Source organism: Calothrix sp. FACHB-168, from assembly GCF_963889195.1.
GTDB lineage: Bacteria > Cyanobacteriota > Cyanobacteriia > Cyanobacteriales > Nostocaceae > Aulosira > Aulosira anomala_A.
Map to the genome: position 1 here is coordinate 149,231 of NZ_CAWPNJ010000063.1, position 22,047 is coordinate 171,277.

Genomic DNA, 22,047 nt, shown 5'->3' on the forward strand with positions numbered 1-22,047 from the left:
TTGATGTTCCGCTTTTACCTAAAAAGAAGGTGAAAGCGGAATTTTGTAAAAATTGGATATTAATAAATATCTGCTCAATCCTAATCGGGGCAATACTTACACGCCATCAGCGTATATACCACTTCTACATAAAACTGGAAGATTGCATATATTTTGAATGCTGCATAAAACGGAGGAAAGTAATTAAAAATTCTCCCCGCTATGACAGCTTTAAATATTTCTACTCACATTCCCAGCCAAATCGATACATTAGAAAAATTGGTAGTTTGGGGCAGTCTTGCATTAGCGAATATCAACCCTGATTTGACAGCTATCGAAGGAGTAGGATACACAGAGCGCGTCTCACAAGCTGGCATCTTTTACGTCCAGGCTGACAACAAATACCGCGCATTACTTCGCAATTCTATTCAAATGTCGCCTGATTATTTAGCTGGCGGCGCGAAATTGTGGACATACGCTCAACCGCTAAGTAATACAGCTATTCCGGCTATCTTCATTGCAAACTAATGACTGAGTTTGAAAGTCCTCAGTTTCGCTCAAACAATTGGTCACAGGCTGATTTGGCTCAAAGCCTCGCCACACAGCGCCCTGTGTCAGCCCAGCCGATTAACATTCCTTTAGGGAGACTTCCGCCAAATCCAGGCGGCCCGCCACGCATGAGCGAACTTGAGCGTTCCGTCGCGCTCCAGGAGCAAGCGTCCAGAGATGCTGAATTTAAAGCCCAGCGTCAAAAAGAACAAGCCAGGATGGAGGAGGTTTACAAGCGTGAGCAGGCTCAACGGGACGCTTTAAGAAACCGCACCCCATCGGCTGAACCGCCAACGCCCAGAATTACCGATCGCAATCCGTCCTGGGAACAGCCCACGCCGACAACAAAATTACCAACTCAACCGGGAACCCCAAACCCTGCCAGCCTTCCACCAACTACGAACACAAGCGGCGCTAGACCATCGGCTAAAACTTCACCCACTGCACACCCAGCGCCGGCGGTACTAGTTAAAGAGCTACCACCCCCAATTGCAAAACCTCCTACCAGTTTTCCTAGTTCACTGCCCAAACCAGCAGCCGGAATTTATGGCGGCGCTGCCATTGGTGCGGGAATCGATGCAGGATTTAGGATCATTGCCGGTCAACCCCCCGCGCAAGTGGGATTTGGTGCAGGCGGTAGCTTTGCGGGTAGTGTCGCAGGTGCATTAGTTGGTTCCGCTTTTGGCCCGGCTGGTACTTTTGTTGGTGGTCTTATCGGTGGTTATGTTGGTGGTCTTATTGGCGATGCAATTTATAATGCTGCATTCCCACCACCTGCAACCCTACCGCAACAAGGATACTCCGGCAAGGTTGAACCAAATTACGGTATTAGTCCTGTTGGCTATCAAATTTTTTATTCGGTGACTAATGCTAATGGAGCAACGCAAGATTTATATGCTCATGTTTGGGGGCCACTAGGAGCAATCACGATTATTGGTAATTCTGTTTTTATAAAATGTCACGGGCCATACCTTCAAGGAAATCCAGCCGAATTTAAGCCAAACCAGGAGGATTTTTTACTCTACGGTGGTGGAGCTAATATCGTCGATTTTCAATTAACCAAAATTCAACGGCTCGACGGCTTAACCGACCCAACCGGACAACCTCAACCCATACCCTCAGATAATCGTAGCCCTAATTCTTACTTTCACCCAGGTAACCAAACATACTCACCCCCACGAGCCGAACCCCAAAGCAAACCAAACCCAGCCCCTAATAATTACGGTGTTGGCGGGATTAGTCCTGGCGGAAGTCCCAGAGGCGATCGCTATGACTGGATGCCGCATGGATTCCCCGCCCCCAGCCAAAACCCAAACCCTAATACAACGCCTAGTAATTTAGGTGGTGAGATGCCTGGAACTAGCCCCAGTCCATCGCCAAACCCCAGTGGCAGCCCATCATCTAGCGGCAATCCAGGCCCAAGCCCTAACGGTGGCGATCAGTCATTCCCATCCGCCAAGCCTGGAAACTTTGGCGACAGCAATGCGCAGCCGGTGCCATTGGGTAGCGGTGGCACGATCACGATCAGCGGCCCGGCAGCAAAAACACCAAGCGGATTACCTGAAACGAGAAAGAAGGAACCAACATCAGACGGGAATTCACCAGCGCCAAAAAATCAAGACCCAACAAAACCAATTGCCCAAATACCACCATTAATCATCCCTGGCGCATCAACGCCAAAACCACTCAGTAAGGATGAAACTAAAACGGCAGTTTGTGAATTAACCGCGCCTGATGCCTGCTTGGGTCAACCATTAAATAATATTCAAAATACAAACCAGTCAAATAGTAACAAGCTTGATTTATTAAATGCTTCTTTAAATAGCCTGGATTTAGCGGGACTTGCGAAACTAAATGCTGATTTAGCAGAAATTAAAGCAAGATTGATGAAAGTCGATATTACAACGACGACAAACTTAGCCGTGACTGAAGTTGTTGATGTAAAAATGGGAGGAAAACTAAAAAATGGACTAAGTGGAGCTTTGCTAGCTGTCACCAACAATCAAATTACGCATACGATTATCAACTACATCACGCTTGTTGCAACTTTTCATAATGCAATGATGTTGTCAAACAACATTGCACAAACACTATTTGGGGCGATAGATAACGTATTAAAGTTTATGGGCATTACGGTCAGCGATGCTAATGGAGAACCAAGCAACATCGGTAGTCAAGTAAATGAATGGTCAGCCAACTTTTTTAAAAGTTTGTTTGGCGCTGAAAATTATACCGCCATGACAGAAACTTTCGCAAAAGCTAACAGAATCTATCAAGCAACCGCTAATTTGTTAAATAGCATTCAATCAATTGGGCATTCAATTCTCGGTGCATTAGAAGTTGTTGGTTCTTGGGTTGCCAGTATCGGGAACGCTTTACGTAAGTTTGGTGAAGTTGCTGACAATGCTTATCGATGGATGAACCCAACACCCAATTTCCAGAACAAATTCTTTACTACCTTAGAAAATGTTGAAAATGTTGTTTCTCAAATAGAATCAGTGACATCTGAAGTTTTGAGTGTTCAAGAAACTGTTGCGCAAATAGGCGAACAAAAAGAGCAATTTATCAAAGCATTGGGTGAAGAAGAAAGTTCAAAACAAGGAGCCGAACCGCCAGAAGCAGCAAAAGTAAAAGCTAACGCCGACGCTTCAAAACGAGTCAGTGCCACAGGCTTACAAATTTCTGATACTGACAAGGAGGCTGATGACTAATGGCATTACCTGAAGGCTTCAGCGAATGGGAAAACCTTCAAGATTTAGTAAGGCTAGAGCATAACAAATCAGTCCGAGCATTTTTTAAAAACCAACCTGATGATGATATCTCCACACCCAAAAGGAGACTAAAGCATACTTGTTTAATGAAAGATACCGACACAGCCACAATGACATTAATGCGCATGTGGCTATTTGAGGTAACAGTAGGGCGATTGCAAAGCGTGCAGACTCCGGTATATGGTATCCCTTGGTTTGATGTGCAATCTGAACGCACATTTAAACCACAAATAAAACTATATTTTCTAGAGCCTTATAATTTCAGCATTCACGATAATGGAACACCACAAGCTGAAGGTGAAATTACTTTCAGACTGATGGATGAAACTAGCGAAACTATCAATAGAACCAAGGCAGAATTATTAGCTAGAAATATTAAAAATGTATTCGCTACACCTATCTTTACCTGGAATAAAGGCAAGTTCAAATTTACCTACACAGATAAAAATCGCGGCTATGAATTGAAGTTATTAGTAACTAATAAAGCTGAAGGCGAACGAATTACAAAAGCAGTGCTTGACGTTCAAAACCACCCATTTGACCGCGATTATGTTCAATACATCGACAATGATCGCGTTTATTCAACAAACCCCGGTACTCATCGCGTTTACGGTCGTACAGTCAAGAAATTTGTAAGAAGGCGAACGGCTGATGTTAAATTCCGATACGCTCAGTTACTCATTTGGGGACAGCAAAACCCCATTAACTTGGTATCTACCAGTGGAACCCGCCTCAAAAGTGTAATCGAGCGGGTTTAATCCCAAACGCGAACAAAATTTGACGGACAACATATATGTTATCCGGCTACAAAAATTGATGTCTAACCCTTGCTAGAACTGAATTACAAGAATCTCATTTAATCACTTCATAAAATATATGGGACGCAAAAAAAGCGTTAAAGAGCTTGAACTTCAATTGCAGTACGCACGCAACAAAGCGGCGTATACTCGACCACAAAGGGAAGAAAACGCGACAACCCAACGTAGACCCAAGACACCCGTAAAATATGCGGTTCTTTCCCCGCTTGCTGAAGCTGATTCAGCTTTTACTATTCAAGCCTCTGCGGCTGGGTTGCAATTTTTCGGTGGTATTACGGCGCTAGGATTAGCCGCCGCAGGGACAGATCCAGCAAAGCCAAGAGGATTTTACCCAGCGATGATCAAAGCGATGGTTTCTGATTCGTCCCCTACATTACTTCGGGCGACAGCTTCTAAACGTCCTTACATGCGATATGCTCGCGGTAGTCGTGACAGTAACGTTCAAAATACCTTCTCTGCTCCTGTTACGGCAGATACTCCATCCAACTTAGACACAAGAGTTAAGGGATTGTTTACGGCAATCAAGCCTAACCTTGGAGGTAATTACGGTAGAGCTTGGTTTGAAGCAGAAATTTACCCATTATCTACTAGCGGCTAATAATGGACATTTCAACCCCCGTCATTTGGTATCCCGGACAGTCTGAGGCAGAATTTAAGGCTGAACTTGATTTAATGCTATTTCGAGCTAGAGCCACCAGCGACATGCTCAACGGCACATTAGACACTGATGTTTTCCTAGATATTCTTGACGGTCAAGGTTTTGATGTTTTTGACTTGGCTGAGAATTGCTGGACAATCCCCCTGGTAGCATGACCATCAATTTAAACCTGACTGGTGTCGGGGTTTGGGAGCTTACTTACTTTCAAAGGCACGTAGGCGATGCTTTAAATCGTCGCTTGCGTCGCCCGTTTATCGAATTTATCGAGCTACCCTACCTCACCGACAAACATATTTTTTTAGTCGGTGCATCTTACCTTGATAAACCGCCCACATGGTCAAGGGCTGGTTATTTATACCAACAAGTTGACGGAATTCATGTTGATGACACCGTTGTTTTTGAGGGATTGGGGCGAGTTCCTACAACCGAAATTGACAATAGCCGATTTTTAATCCGGCTCAATACGGTGCAGTTAATCAGGTTCCCTGTGGTCAGTGAAACCTTTAGATTACGTTTTGAGCCGCTTCCTTGGATTCCTCAGATTACCCTTGCAGTTTGGGAGTATGTAGGCGAAGAAATCGATTCCACTGAAGAATTAATTCAGTCTGTTAGAGCGAAACTAGAAACTATTGAATTCAAAATTGATAACTTATGACATCTTTTAGCTACTCAGCACTAAGCGAAAAACTCGCAGCCGGTTCTATTGAATTTGTAGGAAATAACCAAGTAAAGCTGAATTTAAATCAGGTGACTGGTGATAATTTAACATTAGAATCATCTGTTGTTGAAGGTACGGTTAAATTCTTGACTGGATTAGCTAATTTAACCGAACAAATTAACGCTGTCTTGGTAGAACAAAACATGCCAGCAATTCAGTTTGTCACTCAGTCATTAACCGGAACACCAGCACAACCTGAATATGAATTTACTGTGAGAGTTAGCGTTAATACTGCTCAGTTCATCGAAAATCTTAAAGACCCTACTGAATAATGATTAACAACGTTTCTAGTATTGAATCTGCACCAAGTTTTAATACTTGCATCAATGCAGATAAATCATTAACTAAAGATGTAGCAGCAATCGTAATTAACGCAAACCCGGCTAGACGCTATGCAGCTTTTATTAATAATTCCAATGTTGATATTACCTTGATTCTTGGGGAGAGTAATCAAGGCAGTATTGGTAAAGGTATTGTTTTAAAACCTCGTGGGGGTAGCTACGAAATTGACGCCAATAATCTTTATGTGGGTAGAGTTTGCGCTATCTCTGCGGCGGCTGTCAAATTATCTTATGTGGAGTGTAGTTAATGGGGCTTTATAATCCTTCTGTCTCAACGGTTGTTGAATCAACTAGTTCTACTTCAACTCCCACCAGTGTTAATAGTTCCGCTTCCAGTGTGACAATTTTAGAAGCTAATGTTACTAGAAAAGGTGCGACAATTTGGAATAACAGTACTGCCACTTTATATATTGAATTTGGCGCGACTGCTTCAGCCAGTGCTTTTACTGCTAAATTGTTGGCTGGTGGATATTACGAAGTGCCATTTAATTACACTGGTGTAATTAGCGGGATTTGGTCAGCCGCTAATGGTGCAGCATTGGTAAGGGAGCTAACATAATGCCATTGTTTAATAACTCGATATCGTCAAACAAAATAATTCATTTAGTAGATTCTCGCCCCAGTGGAACAAATGGAGGCGGAACAGCTAGCGGTTGGAACGATAGAGTTATTAATAGCATTAGAAAAGATGATACTGGACTAGTCACGTTAAGCAATAATCAATTTGTATTGCCTGCGGGTAATTATTCGATAAGTGCTGTAGCTAGTTTTTATAAAAGCTACGAAACAAAGTTAAGGCTTTTTAATAATACAGATTCTTCGACGCTTTTAGTAGGACTAAATTCTTACATAGGAAATTTAGATAGCGGATTAATTGCATTGCTTGATGGTGTTTTTGAAATAACAGCGAATCAATCTTTGTCGATTCAATACCGAGCCAATAATACCAATATGGCCACTATCGGGGTTGGCGCAGCCGCAGGCTTTGGCGTTGAAGAAATTTATCTAAGCGCTAGTTTGCAAAAGCTAGATTGATTTTATGAATATTCAAACATCTATATCTCTCATAGCCTTATTACTGGCGATTGGGGGAAATATTACTTGGCTTTTCTTTACTTACGGGAACTCAGAAAAGCGTAAACTGGCAGCCGAGCGCGATTTCAATCACTTACGCAACAATCAGCAAAGCATTTCAGATGGCATTGCTCATGGCTTTGATGACATTGAGCATAAGCTAGACGCGATCGCTCGTGACTTGCTGGAAATCAGAATTTGGATCATGCGTAACGTCAAGCAGCCAGAATAATTTTTTAGCAACTCGATGCGAAAGAATTTGCGATTGCAATTAGCAGCGCTACCCACATCATGCCGATACCTACCCAAAAAGTCCAGTGCTGATTCATTTGTATGTTGTGTTTGTTTGAACCAGTCTAACTGTTCTGGGGATTCTCAGTAGCGTTACTATTGGTTTTCCGGTTCGGGTAATTGTCCATAATCTGGCATATTATCGCCTAGTTGGCGGATGGCTGGGTATTGGTATGCAATTATTGCTGCTAAAAAGACAAAAAACCCAACTATGACAAATAGTAGCCCAATACCGCGACCAGGCCCAGAACCAATTAACTGTCCCACTAATTCTCTCGACCAAGGGCCATTAAAAGCCATCAATGGCTCGAATACATAGTCAGCCAGAGGGCCTGCAAAAATCGCCGCTAGGGGAACAGCAGATCCGGATATAGCACCTATCAATGCAAAGACTCTTCCTTGGACATGTTCCTCCACTTTTGTCTGGAAGATAACTTGTATACTCGCACTAATAAAAGGTGAAGTCAGGAAGAACAATAAAGTAGCGATCGCCATTTGGATGATGGAGGGGCGAAACCCAGCCAGCGCAATCCACAACCCACTCAAGGACATCGCAATCAAAATTGGGTTAATTAAGTTCTGCCAATTATGCTTCCAACTGCTGATCGCAATACCCCCCACAATCATACCAATACCGCTCATAAAGGTGATTTTTCCTAAGTCAGCTGGCGTAGACACACAAAGTATCAGGGGATAAACCAATACACTCACGAATCCAACTAAGAATTGGTAAATAGTAAAGAGAATCAAAAAGCTTGATAGTCCGGGACGCTCTAACAAATAAGTCCAACCATAGACCATTTTTTGCCAGAATGAGACAGCAGGAGCATCTCGATCGACATCAGCAGTCTGACTAATTTCACCAAATCGCACCAACAGCAGGGTAACAATAGCAACCAGTAATGTTGACAAGTTGATCGAGAGAATCCCTTTGATTCCCACAATTTCTAACATAGTTCCAGCAATTAACGGTGAGATGATTTGCTGAATACCGATGCCTAGTTGCAACATACCACTGACTCGTGGTAAATCTTCTGGTGCGACTAAAGAGGTTATAGAAGCCTTATAGGCAGGTGCATGGAAAGTACTAATAATAGATATCAAAATATTGTTGAGGTAGATTTGCCAAATTTCCAGCTTCCCTATGCTGACTATCAATATCAGACTTAGGGTACACATTCCTGTACAAATATGACTAATAATCATTGTCCAGCGACGATCCCAAAGATCTACCAATGTTCCGGCTATGGGGGAAATCAAGATCGTCGGAATTGTCAAACTAATTGTCAGGAAAGCGAATTGGGTAGCAGAGCCAGTTTGCTTAAATACTGAGATATCTAAAGCAAACCCAGTCATCCATAACCCAATCATGGCAAATAGTTGTCCTAACCAAATAAATGAAAAAATACGCATTTTTTCTCTAAATTTAGAATTTTAACGTCAACTTGTATTATATTGATACTTGCTTAGTCAATCCTGGTATTACTACTTAATTTATAGCAATGCAGATAACTCAAATAATCATACCTTGGTCGGTATATAAGAATGAAGCGGGCGATCGCTTATTTAGGATAATCGAGTATTCTTAAATACAATTGTCATTTTTATTATAGGTCATATAGTAGCATTCATGGGGCTGGAATTTGAGGCTTTGACTTTTTCCTTGGGCAATCTCCACAGCAGGATATATAGAAAAAAGTTATATAAATCCTGCAAATTAGACAAATTTAGACAATATCCAAATGAATCGATTTAACTGCAAAGCAGTCCAACAGTTTTGGGCGATCGCTAAACTTTATTGGTTAAGTAGCGAAAAATTTAATGTATTAGCTTTGTTCACAATACTGGGAGTACTATTATTCGCTAATACCCAGGTTAAGGTGTTATTAAATACTATCCAGGGAGATTTAATTTCTGCCCTGGCTGCTCAAGATCGTACTAGATTTTGGCAAGGAATACTAATGGCCTTTGGGGGGATTATCTTCTTTGGCTTCCTCAACTCTGGTTATAGCTATTTGCGGGAGAGAATAGGACTTTATTGGCGAAAATGGCTCACCCATTATTTACTCAATCAATATTTCCGCGATCGCAATTTTTACGACCTCAGTAACTTCCACAAAGATATTGATAACCCAGACCAACGGATTGCTGAAGATGTCGCTAATTTCTGCCAACAATCTATGCAGTTTTTAGTTAATATTATTGAATCTATATTTGTGGTTTTGGCTTTTAGCATCATTCTTTGGTCTATTTCAGCTAATTTAGTTATAGCTCTGGTTATCTATTCCATATTAGCCTACACAATTACTATTGTTCTTTATGGCAGAAAATTAACCCAATTAAATATTGAACAGCTAAAAAAAGAAGCTAACTTTCGTTTTGGTTTAATCCGCATTAGAGAAAATGCCGAATCTATTGCCTTTTATAATGGCGTCTCCCAAGAATCTCATAAAATTAAATTTCTCTTTGCGCAGGTATATAGAAATTTTCAGAGGTTGATATTATGGTCAGAAATCTACTTAAATATCTTTAAAAATCAATTTGGTTATCTGACTTTAATTATTCCTGCCTTGATTTTAGGCAACCAAATTATCTCTGGAGAAATTGAAGTAGGAAAAGTTACAGAAGCAAGCGGTGCTTTTGGACAAGTAGCTTTTTCTGTCAATTTGATTATGTATCAGTTTGAAAAATTCACTAAATTTGCTGCTTCCATTAACCGTCTCTATGTATTTTCGGAATATTTTAATCAGCCCATAAAACAAATAGATGGTACCAGAAATATTGATATAGTTAACGACAGTCGTTTAGCTTTTGAAAACCTGACAGTCCAGACACCTAATTATCAAAAAAATCTGGTGAAAAATCTCTCTTTATCCCTAGAACCAGGCCAGGGATTATTAATTATGGGAGATAGCGGTTGTGGAAAAAGTTCTTTATTGCGTGCTTTAGCTGGTTTATGGAATTCGGGAACTGGTGTAATTGTCCGTCCTAAATTAGAAGAAATGCTGTTTTTACCCCAGCGTCCTTACATGATTTTAGGGACTTTACGGGAGCAGTTAATTTATCCTAACGACCAGATTGATATCAGCGATCAAGAATTGGAGAAAGTTCTTTCTCTAGTCAATTTATCAGACTTAGGAACCAGATTTGGTGGTTTGGATGTAGAGCAAGATTGGAGTGATATTTTATCTTTGGGAGAACAACAAAGGCTAGCCTTTGCGCGGTTGTTAGTTACCAAACCTAAATATGCTATTTTAGACGAAGCTACGAGTGCTTTAGATGTCAACAACGAAGAACATCTTTATAGTCTTTTAGTAGATACAGGGACAACTTTTATTAGTGTTGGTCATCGTCCTAGTCTTCAGAAATATCATCAAGTAATTTTCAATCTTTAACTAATCAAAATAGCAAGGTATTTTTATGGGGCGCGTAATTTTTATGAACGTTTCAGCAGCAGGACATGTAATTCCTACCTTGGGATTGATGACTGAATTGATTAATCGAGGCGAAGAGGTAATTTATTATGAAGCTCCGCCTTTTCAGCAAGAAATAGAGAATTTGGGAGCCTCTTTTCGTTGCTATCCGCCAATAAATCCGGAAACAGCGCCACCAGCTGAAAATGAAATGTCTTTAGTACCTTCCCTGACTTGGTGCGCTCACCAAATGCTCCCAGCACTTTTAGAATCAGTGGCTGCTGAAAAGCCAGATTACATTATTCATGACTCCCTCTGTCTCTGGGGAAGATTGGTGGCGCAATTACTGCATATTCCTGCTGTTAATTCTATTGCTACGGCTGCTTTTACTCCCCAAACTTTCTATGAATGTCAATGGTTAAGAAAGAAACTCCCAGTGTTTTTAAAACAGGCGGCTGCGGGGATGAAACACTATCGCCAATATCAAAGAAAACTTCGAGAAACTTATGGTGTACCGCCAATAAAATTTGTGGATACATTTACGAATATTGAACCACTCAACATTTGTTATTTACCGCCAGAATTACAACCTTATAGCGATAAATTTGACGAACGGTTTCATTTTGTTGGCCCTTGTAATCCGGTGCGCGCTAGGGAATATGATTTCCCTTTAGAAAAATTGCAAAAAGACAAGCTCATCTTAATTTCCTTTGGCAATATTCATGACCCTGGTTTACCATTTTACCGCAGTTGTATTCAGGCTTTTGGTAACACCGATGCTCAGGTAATTATGGTATTAAGTCCGGCTATGGATATCACGCTTTTAGGCGATATTCCCGACAACTTTATCATTCGACCTACAGGTACTGTTCCGCAATTACAAATTTTAGAGCGTGCTAGTTTATTTATTATGCATGGAGCCGGTGGTGGAACTAGGGAAGCTGCTTGGTATTCAGTACCAATGATTGCAGTTCCACAAACTTATGAGCAAGAAATTATTTCCCGGCGGATTGAAGAGCAGGGTGCAGGAATTATGATGATGTTAGAAGATGTAACTGTGAAAAATTTACAACAGACAGCACAGCAAATTTTTAATGATAATTCTTTCCGCGTTAATAGTGGTCGTTTGGGTGATGCTTGTCGTGCTGCTGGTGGAGTTAAACGCGCAGTGGATGAAATTTGGCGATATGTGTATGAAACGAACTCTTGACAGTAATTAGAATATCTGTGTTAGAGGATGCTTTAAAACTTTTGACTGTGGGATATACAAGTGTGATATCCTATCTTAATCAACATTTTTTAAAGTGTAAACTATATAATATCTTGAAAAATTGGGAATTTTCTCATGAGTTTGGTAATGGGGATTGTCACTACAAGTAAACCAAAAAATATTAAATAATTAACATAATCAGGATAAGCTTGTTCGGGAAACAAGCGAATAATTATCAATATAAAGAATATATGTAAACAATAAATACCCAAAGAGAAATCAGATATTAATTTAATTATCCAAGGAGGTGAAGATGTGATTTTGAAAGAGATTAAAGTAATTAACCAAGAACAAAGAACTAAAGATACTCTAGAATAAATTGGTAACCCTTCTTTGTTAGCAACACCCCATCCCCATATTATCGGCTGGTTGAAATATTGCCACTCAATGAATAAAAAAGAGAAATATAAAGTTATTAAAGACCAGATTTGTGGATTATTAAGATTGTAATTAGAGTCGATTGGCTTTTGTGATAAAGATTTACTAATTAAGAAAGAAGAAAATATGTAAGGTATAAAATTAAGAGGATTAAACACCACAGTTAACCCAGAAAATTCTTCACCAAGTGATATTTGGATTAAAGGTAAAACAAAAACAATTGTACAAGAGAATATTAAAAACACATAAGATATTACTTCAGAATTTATTTGATTGTCTTTTTGATTGCTTTCTAGGTAAGAAACAAATAACTCTGCTAAAGCAGTTAGGAAAAATAATGAAAAGAAAAAATAAAAACTTGCTGAATTTCCATCGGTTAAAATAAAGACTAGAAGATTATGAATACTGATTTGACTATTGATTACATCTTTAATAGAAATAAAATATTTTTTATGAAAATCCAATGTCAAAGAAAATAGCTGAGAAAATAAACCCCAAAAAATATAAAGTTTAAACAGTTTCAACAAGCTTTTTTTATAAAAATAATCTGGCTGTTTTTCTCTCTTCAAAAAAAACAAAATCAAAGATATTTGAAAAAACAGGGGAACAGCTAAATCAAATAAGTTAAAAATCAGCAAGCTATGTATTCTTTGATATTGATCAAATATACAACTTATGTTGCTATGTAATGCAATTACAAAAAGACAACTTATAGCTCTTAGATAATCAAAAGCGTGAATTTTTTCTAAATTGGTGTTAGATGAGTTCATAAAACTAGGACTGATGCTGATAATTTCCCTCGAAGAAGGGGTGAGGGAATGTCAAACCTTACCTGTGAGTAAAGAGCGAAAGAACCAGTAGGGTTCTACAACTATACCGAATAACACTCTAATTATCTGGTCTTTCTTAGGCAACCAGGAAGTAGTCATGTGGTGTATAGTATAAGTCTCTATAAAATCCTCCATAGTGATAGAGGATGAAATAGCGTATGGCATCAAGATGTTGAATGTCATGGGGATAAGCATCAAATATGGGAAGAAACCAGGAATAATTTGACTCCATAAATTCTCTAGCTTTGGCTTCATCCCAAAATTGGTGTTCCCAATGAGGATGATTTTGCAAAACTGTTTGATGATAACAACGATATTTTTCAGGTACTACTACTTTTACCTGTGCAAGATAAAATTACCATTAACTACTTCAAGGTGAAAGTTATTAAACCCCTGCAAAATTCTTAATAGTATGCCAAATCAGACGAGGTATCTGTGATACCAATCGTCTTCCATTTGGTTTCAAATACTCTTTAAAATTAGTTTTCCACCAGAAGTTAATAGCAATATTTAGCTGATCGAGAGAGTAAACTTGGTGCCACCAAAAAGCTGGAATAAAAAGCATTTCACCAGGCTCCAGCATACAGTCTATGTATTTTGCTTTTTGAAATTTAGGAAATTTATCTCTGTCAATTTGGTCAATATTTAATTGGCTCATGTGTGGTATTTTTGAATGTGCGGGAAAAGGATATAGTAGAGAAGTTTGTTTTGGTTCAAACAGCAAAACCCGCTTTCGACCACGCAACTGACATAAAAAGTTTTCTGACATATCATAATGTAATGGTGATATATTACCACCAGTACCTATCCACAGATTTGCAATAATGAATAATTTTTGCTCAATATAATCTGGAACTTCAATATCTGGAAGTAGTTCGGGAAAGCTGGTCTTAATTGAACTTTGCTGGAGATAATAGTATTCGTTTGTTGTTTTTTTTTGGACAATCCAATCTGTGAAATCAGTAAATTTCATTTTTTTACTAGTTATAGTAAATTGAGCTTGTGGATCAAAAGTAAATATTTTATTTGGGGAAATATTGACATTAATTTCTTTATTACCTACAAGATTATTTAAATAATCAACTGACCATAAAGAATATGATTTCCAATCAGTTAATTTGCCAGTAATAATCACTGGTTTTCTTGAAGAAAAAATTTTTTTCCTAAACTCATATACTGTAGGTTTATGAATACGTTCAATTTGATTGATTGATTTTGTATCAAAATTATGTTGTACATTTATAGCCATAATTTTTACCTGTAAGTAGGTATGTATTCTACTCGATAAGTATTGAATTTAATAACTTTAACTTTTTATTAAAGTAATATTCTTTTTGATAAAATGCACATAAAATAATTAAAGCACACCTTTGAGCAAAGAGCGAAAGAACCAGTAGGGTTCGACAATTACACCAAATAAAACTCTAATTATTTGGTCTTTTTTGGGCAACCAAGAAGTAGTCATGTGGTGTATGGTATAAGTTTCTGAGTTAGGTTGACTTTTGAAGATTTTACCGTTAAGTTCCATTGGTGCGCCTGGTTCAAAAATGTATCCTGGACACACAAGTACAGTTGAATTTTTATCAAAGTTACCAGCGACTACGCAATCATTTAACATAATCGGCCCGGTGCTGTAGCCCACATACAAGGGCATGGTTTTATTATCTAAATTATGTTGACGTTTTTCTAATTCTGCAAATACTTTCAACCATAGGGGATGGTTGGGGACACTACCCATAATCGCATTACTAAATCCCACCAATTTGGATAATACTAATTCAAAATCTGCTAATAAATCATCCAGAGGTTTGAGACATTCAACATCCATATCAAGATAAAATCCGCCATAGTGATAGAGGATAAAATAACGGATAGCATCACGACGTTGAATATCATGGGGATAAGCATCAAATATAGGAAGAAACCAGGAATAATTTGATTCCATAAATTTTCTGGCTTTGGCTTCATCCCAAAATTGATATTCCCAATGCTGATGATTTTGCAAAACTGTTTGCTGATAACGACGGTAATTTTTGGGGATTGCGGCTTCTCCTAGAAAAAAAATCTGATGGATGATTTTGGGAATTTTGCTCATGGTTTGGTGATGGGTAATTGGGAATGGGGAATTAATTCCCTATTCCCTGGTTAGCAGTTGTTTACTTTGATGATTCTTGCATTGCTTGGCGGAGGCTTAAAGGACGCATATCAGTCCAGACTTCTTCGATATAGGCTAAACATTCGGTTTTAGTACCTTCTTTGCCTACTGCTTTCCATCCTAATGGTAATTCTTGTTTCCATTGCGGCCAAATTGAATATTGTTCTTCATGATTGACGACTACAAGATATATAGTTTCGTCGTTTTGTTCGTTGTTAGCCATGATTTTTTAGTCTCCTTTATAGGTTTACAAACGGTAATTTTAATTAACTAAAATGCCGTCATCACTTAAGTTTACAGAACGGCGTTGACGAGTTGCTTTGCGGATTTCGCTGGTGGTTTGCACCTTTGGCGAACTGCCTAGTAAAAGCGCGATCGCTTCTGGGGTACGATGGGTGAATAGTTGCGGTAGGGGAAATTCGCTGTCATAGGTTTGACGCAGACGGATGGCTAGTTGTGTGACTAACAGGGAATCTCCGCCAATTTCAAAGAAGTCATCGTTGACTCCTACCCGTTCTAAGTTTAATAAACTCGCCATTAATCCACAAATGGTGGCTTCTTGGTCGGTTCTGGGTGCAATGTAAGGTTTACTGCTTGCATTCCCATTGGGTAATGGTAAGGCTTTTTGGTCTAGTTTACCGTTTACCGTTAAGGGAATGGTTGCTAGTGGCACAAAGGCGGCGGGAATCATATAATCTGGAAGTTTGCTTTTTAAATACTCTGGTAATACCGTTGTCAAATCTGACTCTGTGTTAGAGGTAAAATAAGCAACTATTTTTTTATCCCCATTAGGAAATTTACGCAAGAGGACAAAGGCTTCTTTGACTTGGGGGTGAGTGTTGAGAACGGTGCTAATTTCCCCAGTTTCGATGCGGAAACCGCGTATTTTCACTTGTCGGTCGGCGCGTCCGAGATATTCTAGTTCACCGTCTGGGAGACGCCGCCCTATGTCACCACTGCGGTATAGACGGCTACCTAAAGTTTTAGCAAAGGGGTCAGGAATAAATCTTTCTGCACTCAGACGAGGTTGATGGAGATAACCCCGCGTCACTCCCGCACCACCAATATAGATTTCCCCAGGAGTTCCCACGGGGGTTGGTTCTAGATTCTCATCTAATATATATAGATGTAAATCGGGGATGGGTTGACCGATAACGCTTCCGCGATTGGCGCTGATATCTGTCTGGGTAATCGGTCTATAGGTGACGTGAACGGTGGTTTCGGTGATACCGTACATATTAATCAATTTTGGTTGTGCGTCGCCATATAACTCAAACCAAGGTTGTAGGCTTGATAGTTCTAAGGCTTCTCCTCCAAAGATTACGTAGCGTAAAGGTAGTTTTAGCTGCTCTTGACTCGCTGCTTGAATTAATTGTCGGAAGGCTGATGGTGTTTGATTTAATACGGTGACTTGCTGATTTTCCAGTAGTTGTAAAAAGTCTTTTGGTGAGCGACTTGTCCAGTAGGGGACTACAACTACTCGGCCACCATATAATAAAGCTCCCCACAGTTCCCACACAGAAAAGTCAAACGCATAGGAGTGGAATAAAGTCCATACATCTTCGCTGTTAAATGCAAACCAAGATTCCGTGGCTTTGAGCAGCCGCATCACATTTGCGTGGGTGACAATACAGCCTTTGGGTTTGCCTGTGGAACCACTTGTATAAATTACATAGGCGGGATGTTCTGGTAATATCTGCACTACTAAAGCATCGGCGCTGTAATTTTCTAGTTGGGTGGCAATATTTTCCAGAATGATGATTTTGGTATCAGATTGGGGAATCTGGGATATTACTGATTGCTCGGTTAAGAGTAAAACAACGCCGCTATCTTGTAAGAGAAATTCTATGCGATCGCTTGGGTAACTGGGGTCAATGGGAACGTAAGCACCGCCGGCTTTGAGGATGGCTAAAATGGCAACGATTAATTGTTCGGAACGCTCTAAACACAGTCCTACTAAGCTTTCTGCACCTACACCTTGACTTTGGAGGTAATGGGCGAGACGATTGGCGCGGGTTTCTAATTCGCCAAAGGTGAGGGTGGTTTCTTGCCAAACCAGGGCGATTTTATCTGTATATTCTGCTACTGCTTGGCTAAAGGCAGAGATGAGGGTATCACCAGAGGGGAAGGTAGCAGGATTGCTGTTAGCAGCTTGGAGTAAGTTTTGCCGTTCTGTGGATGAAAGGAGCGATCGCCTGTGGTAAGGTGTGTGGGGATGGGTGGCGACATCTGTCAAAGCGGCTTGATAATATTGGCTATATTGCTCAACCTGTGCAGCCGTAAACTGTTCCACATCATAAATTAAATTCAATTGCAAAGCGCTGCTTCCGGGAACTAAACAAAATTCTACCAAGAAGGGAAAGTCTGTTTCTTCAAAAATATCAACGTTCTGAACTGATATTTGCGGTAAATTCAGCAACCCTTCGTATACGTGGAAATGCACATAGTTAAATCCGACTTCAAACAAGGGACGCTTATCAATCAAGCGTTGCATTTCGGCTAGGGGAAAGTTGCGATGAGGAAGCATGTCACTTTCCGCACGGAATACTGATTGAATTAATTCTAGCCAGGTTCCCGATGTTAAATCCATGCGGAAGGGAATGGTATTGACGAATAATCCTAACAAGTTTTGGCTGTCGAGGGTTTCCAATCTTCCATTGCTGACGTTACCAGTAACAACTTCTTTTTGTCCAGTTATAAAGGAGATAACGCGCAAATGCACGGCTAAAAGTGCTGTTTTTAGAGGAACGCCAGCTTTTTTGGCTAATTGGCGAATTTTATCGCTTAATTGTGCGTCTATATTAATAGACAAGCGCTTTAGTTGACGTTGTCGAGAAGTTGTCTGGGATTTCTGGATATTCAGACGGGGGAGGGTGGTAACTTCTAAATTACTCAGATATTGTTGCCAAAATTCTCGCATTTGTGGAGATGCGATCGCTTGTTGTTCTTGGGCGATAAAATCTTTGTAATTAATCTCCGGTATTGTCAAAGTCGGCAGGGTTTCTGAGCCTAAATACTGCACATAACGCTGTAACAGTTGGGTTAACAACGTCGCGACACTCCAACCATCGAGAATCACATGGTGAAAACTAAAGCTAAAGCTGAGTTCAGCATCAGCGAGTCGGTGAATTTGGAACCGGAATAAGGGGGGTTTGGTAATATCAAAGGCGCGATTTTTTTCTGATTCAATCCATTCTGCCACTTTTTGACGGGCGTTTGCTGCCAAATTCCGCAAATCGACAATCGTTAAAGGTAATTCTACTTGGGTGTGAACAATTTGGATCGGAGTGCTGTATCCTGTCCAATGGAAGGAAGTCCGCAATACTGGATGAGCATCACAAATATCCGCGATCGCTTTTTTCCAGGCTACTTCAGAATATCTCAGATGTAAATCAAAGGTGAAAATTTGATGGAAAATTGCCGATTCGGGATGCATTTCTGTGTGATAAAGCATTCCTGCCTGTAAACTCGAAAGGGGATAAGCATCGGCTGCATCTTTTGGTAAGCTTTGTCTATCTGCTGCTGATAGTAAGTTAACTGTCGGATTGTCACTAATATTAGTATGAGATACAGCAACTACTGCTTTTTTCGTAGCTAATTGACGCACCGTCGCTGATTCATAAAGTTCTCGCGCCGAAATTGCAAAACCGGCTTTTTTAGCTTTGGCGATGACTTGTAAAGCTAAAATAGAATCGCCACCAATATCAAAGAAATTATCGTCAATCCCGACTTTTTCTATCCCCAAAGTAGCAGCGACAATTGCACATAAAGTTTCTTCATCGGCGTTACGGGCGGCTATATAATTTTCTTCTACCCTTAATAAATTCCAATCTGGAGCGGGTAAGGCTTTATTGTCAATTTTCCCGTTAACATTGAGGGGGAAAGCATCTAAACTCACATAAGCTGCGGGTATCATGTAATCAGGTAGCTTAGTTTTTAAATGCTGACGCAATTCATTAGCTGTGGGGTTAGTTTCCCCAGGAACATAATAAGCAACTAAGCGATTTTCGGCTTCCCATTCATCAGTGACAATCACCGCTTCCCGCACTTGAGAATGGGATGTTAGCGCTGCTTGAATTTCTCCTAATTCAATCCGAAACCCGCGAATTTTAACTTGTTGATCTATCCTTCCTAAATATTCTAAATCGCCGTTGCCTAATCTCCGCCCTAAATCACCACTACGGTAAATTCTTCCACTACCAAAAGGATTAGCTAAAAACCTTTCTGCTGTTAATGCGGGACGATTTAAATAACCGCTAGTCACTCCAGCACCAGCTACGTAAATTTCTCCTGGTAAACCATCAGCAACTGGTTGTAATTTGTCATCAAGTAAATATATCTGTAAGTCAGGAATTTCTCTACCGATAACACTAGCATTTCCTGTCAAATCTTGGAGAGAAATCGGGCGATAAGTTACATGAACGGTAGTTTCTGTAATCCCGTACATATTAATTAAACGCGGGTTTTTATCGCCGTACTTTTCTAACCAAGGACGTAAAGTGGGAAAATCTAAAGCTTCACCACCAAAAATGATATAACGTAACGCCAATTTTCCTACACTCGCTTCATCCGCGCGAATTAGTTGATAGAAAGCGGAAGGAGTTTGATTGAGAACAGTTACCCGTTCGGTGGTGAGGAATTCGCGGAAACTTTCTGGCGTTCTGCTTAACCAGAAAGGTACAATAATTACCTTACCGCCGTAAAGTAAAGCACCCCACAATTCCCACACAGAAAAGTCAAAAGCAAAGGAGTGAAACAGCGTCCAAATATCTTTGTCGTTAAAGCCAAACCAAGGTTCTGTGGAACGCATTAACCGGATGGCGTTTCTATGGGTGACGATACAACCTTTAGGCGTACCAGTGGAACCGCTAGTGTAAATAATATAAGCAGGAAATTCCGGTTTAATGACAACTTCTGGCGCTGTATCTGGTTGATTAATTAGTTCCTGTTCTAGAGATGGAAGAGTGAAACCTAAAATTTCTTTGTTGGTTAATGCTGATAAAATTCCTGGTTCAGCAATCAATGCAGAAATTCCGCTATCTTCGAGAATTAATTGCAGACGGGTAGCGGGAGAGTGAGGATCTATAGGTACATAAGCTGCACCTATTTTCAGAATTCCTAAAATAGCAATTACTATATTTTCTGAACGTTCTAAACATATCCCTACGCGCGTTCCCGGTTGAACTCCTTGACTGATTAAATAATTCGCCAAGCGGTTGGCTTTGCTATTTAATTCAGCATAGGTGAGGGTATTTTTATTAAATTTAACTGCTGGGTTTTCTGGATATGTAGCGGCGGTAGTTGCAAAGGCTGAAACTAATGTTTCATCGCTGGAAATATCCAGATAATTTTCTGGTTGAATAATGTTATAATCATTATTTTCTTGCGATTTAGCAACCAGACTAGAAATTGGCTTTTCTAATCTTTCTATGGCAGTAGTAAACAAATTTTGAAAATCTGTCACTATATTGCTGACTGTTTCAGCATCTAAATAGGAAAGATTATAATCAAAATCGATTTTAATATCGCTGTTTTCGGCGTATTCCCGGACATAAATAATCAGTGGGACTTTTTGTTGTCCACTGTACAAAGGTACGCAGCTTGTTTGACTATCAGCAAAACATTCGTTGTAATCGTGTCTTTCGTAGGATAAATAAACTTCAAATAAATGTTCTTTACTATTTAATTGTAAACCTGCTAGCCGCTTCATTTCTCCTAGAGGGAAGCGTTGGTGGCGATAATCTTGACGCAATAAAGAACGGATATTATCTAATAGTTGGTGAACTGTTTCATGGCTATTTACTGGTACGCGGAAAGGAATCGTACTGACAAATAAGCCAATAGCATCCTTAAAGCTTTTCTTATTGCGATTGAGGAGAGATAAACCCACAGTTAAATCTGGCTTTTGGTAGCGTTTAGTTAAACAAACGGCGATTAAGCCTAAGATAAAATGAAACGCATTCGATTGGATTGATTGACATAAAGTATTTACCCGATTATACTGCTCGCGAGGAATATAAATTGCTTGGCGATCGCCTGTTAATCCTGCGGCTTTAATTTGGGGGAAAACTTGGGGAGAAATACCAGCTAGACGCTGTTTCCAATAATCGCGATCGCGCGGATAATTTCGTGATATTAAATACTCTGATTCTTCCTGAAGATATTCAGTTAAATAACAATCTTGTTCGGTTTGGGTATCAACTCCATCGTGAATAATTTGGTTGTAAGTTTTAATTACTTCCCGGAAAAAGATAGAAGTTCCCCAACCATCGGTAATTGCATGATGATATTTCGCAAAAATGATATGTTTTTGGTTACTGGTGCGAATTAATTGAAAATCCACCAGTGGGTTATGTTCGCCAAAGCTAAAAGGTTGAGTAAATTCTTTATTTATATAATCTTCAGCAGCTTTTTCGCTGTTTTCATAACTAGAGAAATCAACTAATTTTACTGCTGCGTCATTGTGCGGGGCAATAATTTGTAAAGGCTTTCCTTCTAATTCGTAAATTCGCGTCCGTAAACCGGGATGACAGCGAATTACCTGATTCATGGCATAATTAAAAATTTCAATATCAAATGCACCCAAAACTGTTACAGTCGCACCGATATTCAAATGGGAACCTTCCAACCACATCATTTGGTCAATATAGATTTCCCGTTGGTTTATAGATAAGGGTAATATACTATTCACTGGTGAAAAATTCCTGAAATAAATTAACTTGATTGCTGATAAAAATCAGGTAAATTTGCTATTTTGTACTGCTGATACTAATTCTCTAGGAAGTTGAGCTTATTTATTAGA

General features: G+C 39.7%; 20 protein-coding genes. 13 read left to right on the top strand and 7 right to left on the bottom strand.

From position 1 onward, the window contains the following. Positions 1-201 precede the first annotated feature (201 nt). The 11 genes from AACW45_RS31250 to AACW45_RS31300 all read left to right on the top strand — a co-directional run bounded on the left by AACW45_RS31250 (position 202) and on the right by AACW45_RS31300 (position 7,140). The gene (locus tag AACW45_RS31250; protein ID WP_190629878.1) at positions 202-507 is read left to right on the top strand and encodes a glucose-6-phosphate dehydrogenase; all 306 of its coding nucleotides are present in this window, start codon (positions 202-204) and stop codon (positions 505-507) included. Beyond that, entirely contained in the window at positions 507-3,239 is a 2,733-nt protein-coding gene (locus tag AACW45_RS31255) for a hypothetical protein (RefSeq protein ID WP_190629882.1), read from the top strand. Before AACW45_RS31250 ends, AACW45_RS31255 begins: the two co-directional genes overlap by 1 nt. Then, positions 3,239-4,057 carry a hypothetical protein gene (locus AACW45_RS31260; RefSeq protein WP_190629884.1) on the top strand — a complete coding sequence of 273 codons (819 nt, stop codon included), beginning with the start codon at positions 3,239-3,241 and terminating at the stop codon, positions 4,055-4,057. Before AACW45_RS31255 ends, AACW45_RS31260 begins: the two co-directional genes overlap by 1 nt. A 118-nt stretch (positions 4,058-4,175) precedes the next feature. After that, on the top strand, positions 4,176-4,715 hold the full coding sequence (locus AACW45_RS31265) for a hypothetical protein (RefSeq protein WP_190629885.1): 540 nt from the start codon (positions 4,176-4,178) through the stop codon (positions 4,713-4,715). A gap of 2 nt (positions 4,716-4,717) precedes the next feature. Continuing rightward, positions 4,718-4,930: a hypothetical protein gene (locus AACW45_RS31270; protein WP_190629887.1), complete on the top strand. Its 213-nt coding sequence runs from the start codon at positions 4,718-4,720 to the stop codon at positions 4,928-4,930. Next, positions 4,927-5,430, top strand: a complete 504-nt coding sequence (locus tag AACW45_RS31275; protein WP_190629889.1) for a hypothetical protein — start codon at positions 4,927-4,929, stop codon at positions 5,428-5,430. The genes AACW45_RS31270 and AACW45_RS31275 overlap by 4 nt, the downstream gene beginning before the upstream one ends. Further along, positions 5,427-5,765: a hypothetical protein gene (locus tag AACW45_RS31280; RefSeq protein WP_190629891.1), complete on the top strand. Its 339-nt coding sequence runs from the start codon at positions 5,427-5,429 to the stop codon at positions 5,763-5,765. Before AACW45_RS31275 ends, AACW45_RS31280 begins: the two co-directional genes overlap by 4 nt. Next, positions 5,765-6,082 (top strand): hypothetical protein, encoded by a 318-nt coding sequence (locus AACW45_RS31285; RefSeq protein ID WP_190629893.1) that lies wholly within the window; start codon positions 5,765-5,767, stop codon positions 6,080-6,082. Before AACW45_RS31280 ends, AACW45_RS31285 begins: the two co-directional genes overlap by 1 nt. Further along, entirely contained in the window at positions 6,082-6,393 is a 312-nt protein-coding gene (locus AACW45_RS31290) for a hypothetical protein (RefSeq protein WP_190629896.1), read from the top strand. Before AACW45_RS31285 ends, AACW45_RS31290 begins: the two co-directional genes overlap by 1 nt. After that, positions 6,393-6,869, top strand: coding sequence for a hypothetical protein (locus tag AACW45_RS31295; protein WP_190629898.1), 477 nt, complete (start codon positions 6,393-6,395; stop codon positions 6,867-6,869). The genes AACW45_RS31290 and AACW45_RS31295 overlap by 1 nt, the downstream gene beginning before the upstream one ends. A 4-nt stretch (positions 6,870-6,873) precedes the next feature. Continuing rightward, positions 6,874-7,140: a hypothetical protein gene (locus AACW45_RS31300; RefSeq protein WP_190629900.1), complete on the top strand. Its 267-nt coding sequence runs from the start codon at positions 6,874-6,876 to the stop codon at positions 7,138-7,140. Between the two features lie 155 nt (positions 7,141-7,295). Here the strand turns inward: AACW45_RS31300 and AACW45_RS31305 are convergent, their stop codons facing one another. Continuing rightward, complete coding sequence (locus AACW45_RS31305) at positions 7,296-8,612, bottom strand: MFS transporter (RefSeq protein WP_190629902.1); 1,317 nt, start codon at positions 8,610-8,612, stop codon at positions 7,296-7,298. Positions 8,613-8,941: 329 nt separating this feature from the next. Here AACW45_RS31305 and AACW45_RS31310 point away from each other — a divergent pair, with 329 nt between their 5' ends. Further along, positions 8,942-10,594, top strand: coding sequence for an ABC transporter ATP-binding protein/permease (locus AACW45_RS31310; protein ID WP_190629905.1), 1,653 nt, complete (start codon positions 8,942-8,944; stop codon positions 10,592-10,594). Positions 10,595-10,637: 43 nt separating this feature from the next. Then, complete coding sequence (locus AACW45_RS31315; RefSeq protein WP_242045586.1) at positions 10,638-11,822, top strand: macrolide family glycosyltransferase; 1,185 nt, start codon at positions 10,638-10,640, stop codon at positions 11,820-11,822. 101 nt (positions 11,823-11,923) lie between these two features. Here the strand turns inward: AACW45_RS31315 and AACW45_RS31320 are convergent, their stop codons facing one another. From AACW45_RS31320 to AACW45_RS31345, 6 genes are all read right to left on the bottom strand, one after another. Beyond that, entirely contained in the window at positions 11,924-13,030 is a 1,107-nt protein-coding gene (locus AACW45_RS31320; protein ID WP_190629910.1) for an acyltransferase family protein, read from the bottom strand. 136 nt (positions 13,031-13,166) lie between these two features. Then, the gene (locus tag AACW45_RS31325) at positions 13,167-13,382 is read right to left on the bottom strand and encodes a glycosyltransferase (protein WP_242045587.1); all 216 of its coding nucleotides are present in this window, start codon (positions 13,380-13,382) and stop codon (positions 13,167-13,169) included. Between the two features lie 93 nt (positions 13,383-13,475). Then, the gene (locus tag AACW45_RS31330; protein ID WP_190629912.1) at positions 13,476-14,339 is read right to left on the bottom strand and encodes a cupin-like domain-containing protein; all 864 of its coding nucleotides are present in this window, start codon (positions 14,337-14,339) and stop codon (positions 13,476-13,478) included. Positions 14,340-14,447: 108 nt separating this feature from the next. Then, positions 14,448-15,185: a glycosyltransferase family 32 protein gene (locus AACW45_RS31335; protein WP_190629913.1), complete on the bottom strand. Its 738-nt coding sequence runs from the start codon at positions 15,183-15,185 to the stop codon at positions 14,448-14,450. A gap of 61 nt (positions 15,186-15,246) precedes the next feature. Next, on the bottom strand, positions 15,247-15,468 hold the full coding sequence (locus AACW45_RS31340; RefSeq protein ID WP_096647142.1) for an MbtH family protein: 222 nt from the start codon (positions 15,466-15,468) through the stop codon (positions 15,247-15,249). Between the two features lie 39 nt (positions 15,469-15,507). Beyond that, complete coding sequence (locus AACW45_RS31345; RefSeq protein WP_190629916.1) at positions 15,508-21,936, bottom strand: non-ribosomal peptide synthetase; 6,429 nt, start codon at positions 21,934-21,936, stop codon at positions 15,508-15,510. Positions 21,937-22,047: the final 111 nt, after the last annotated feature.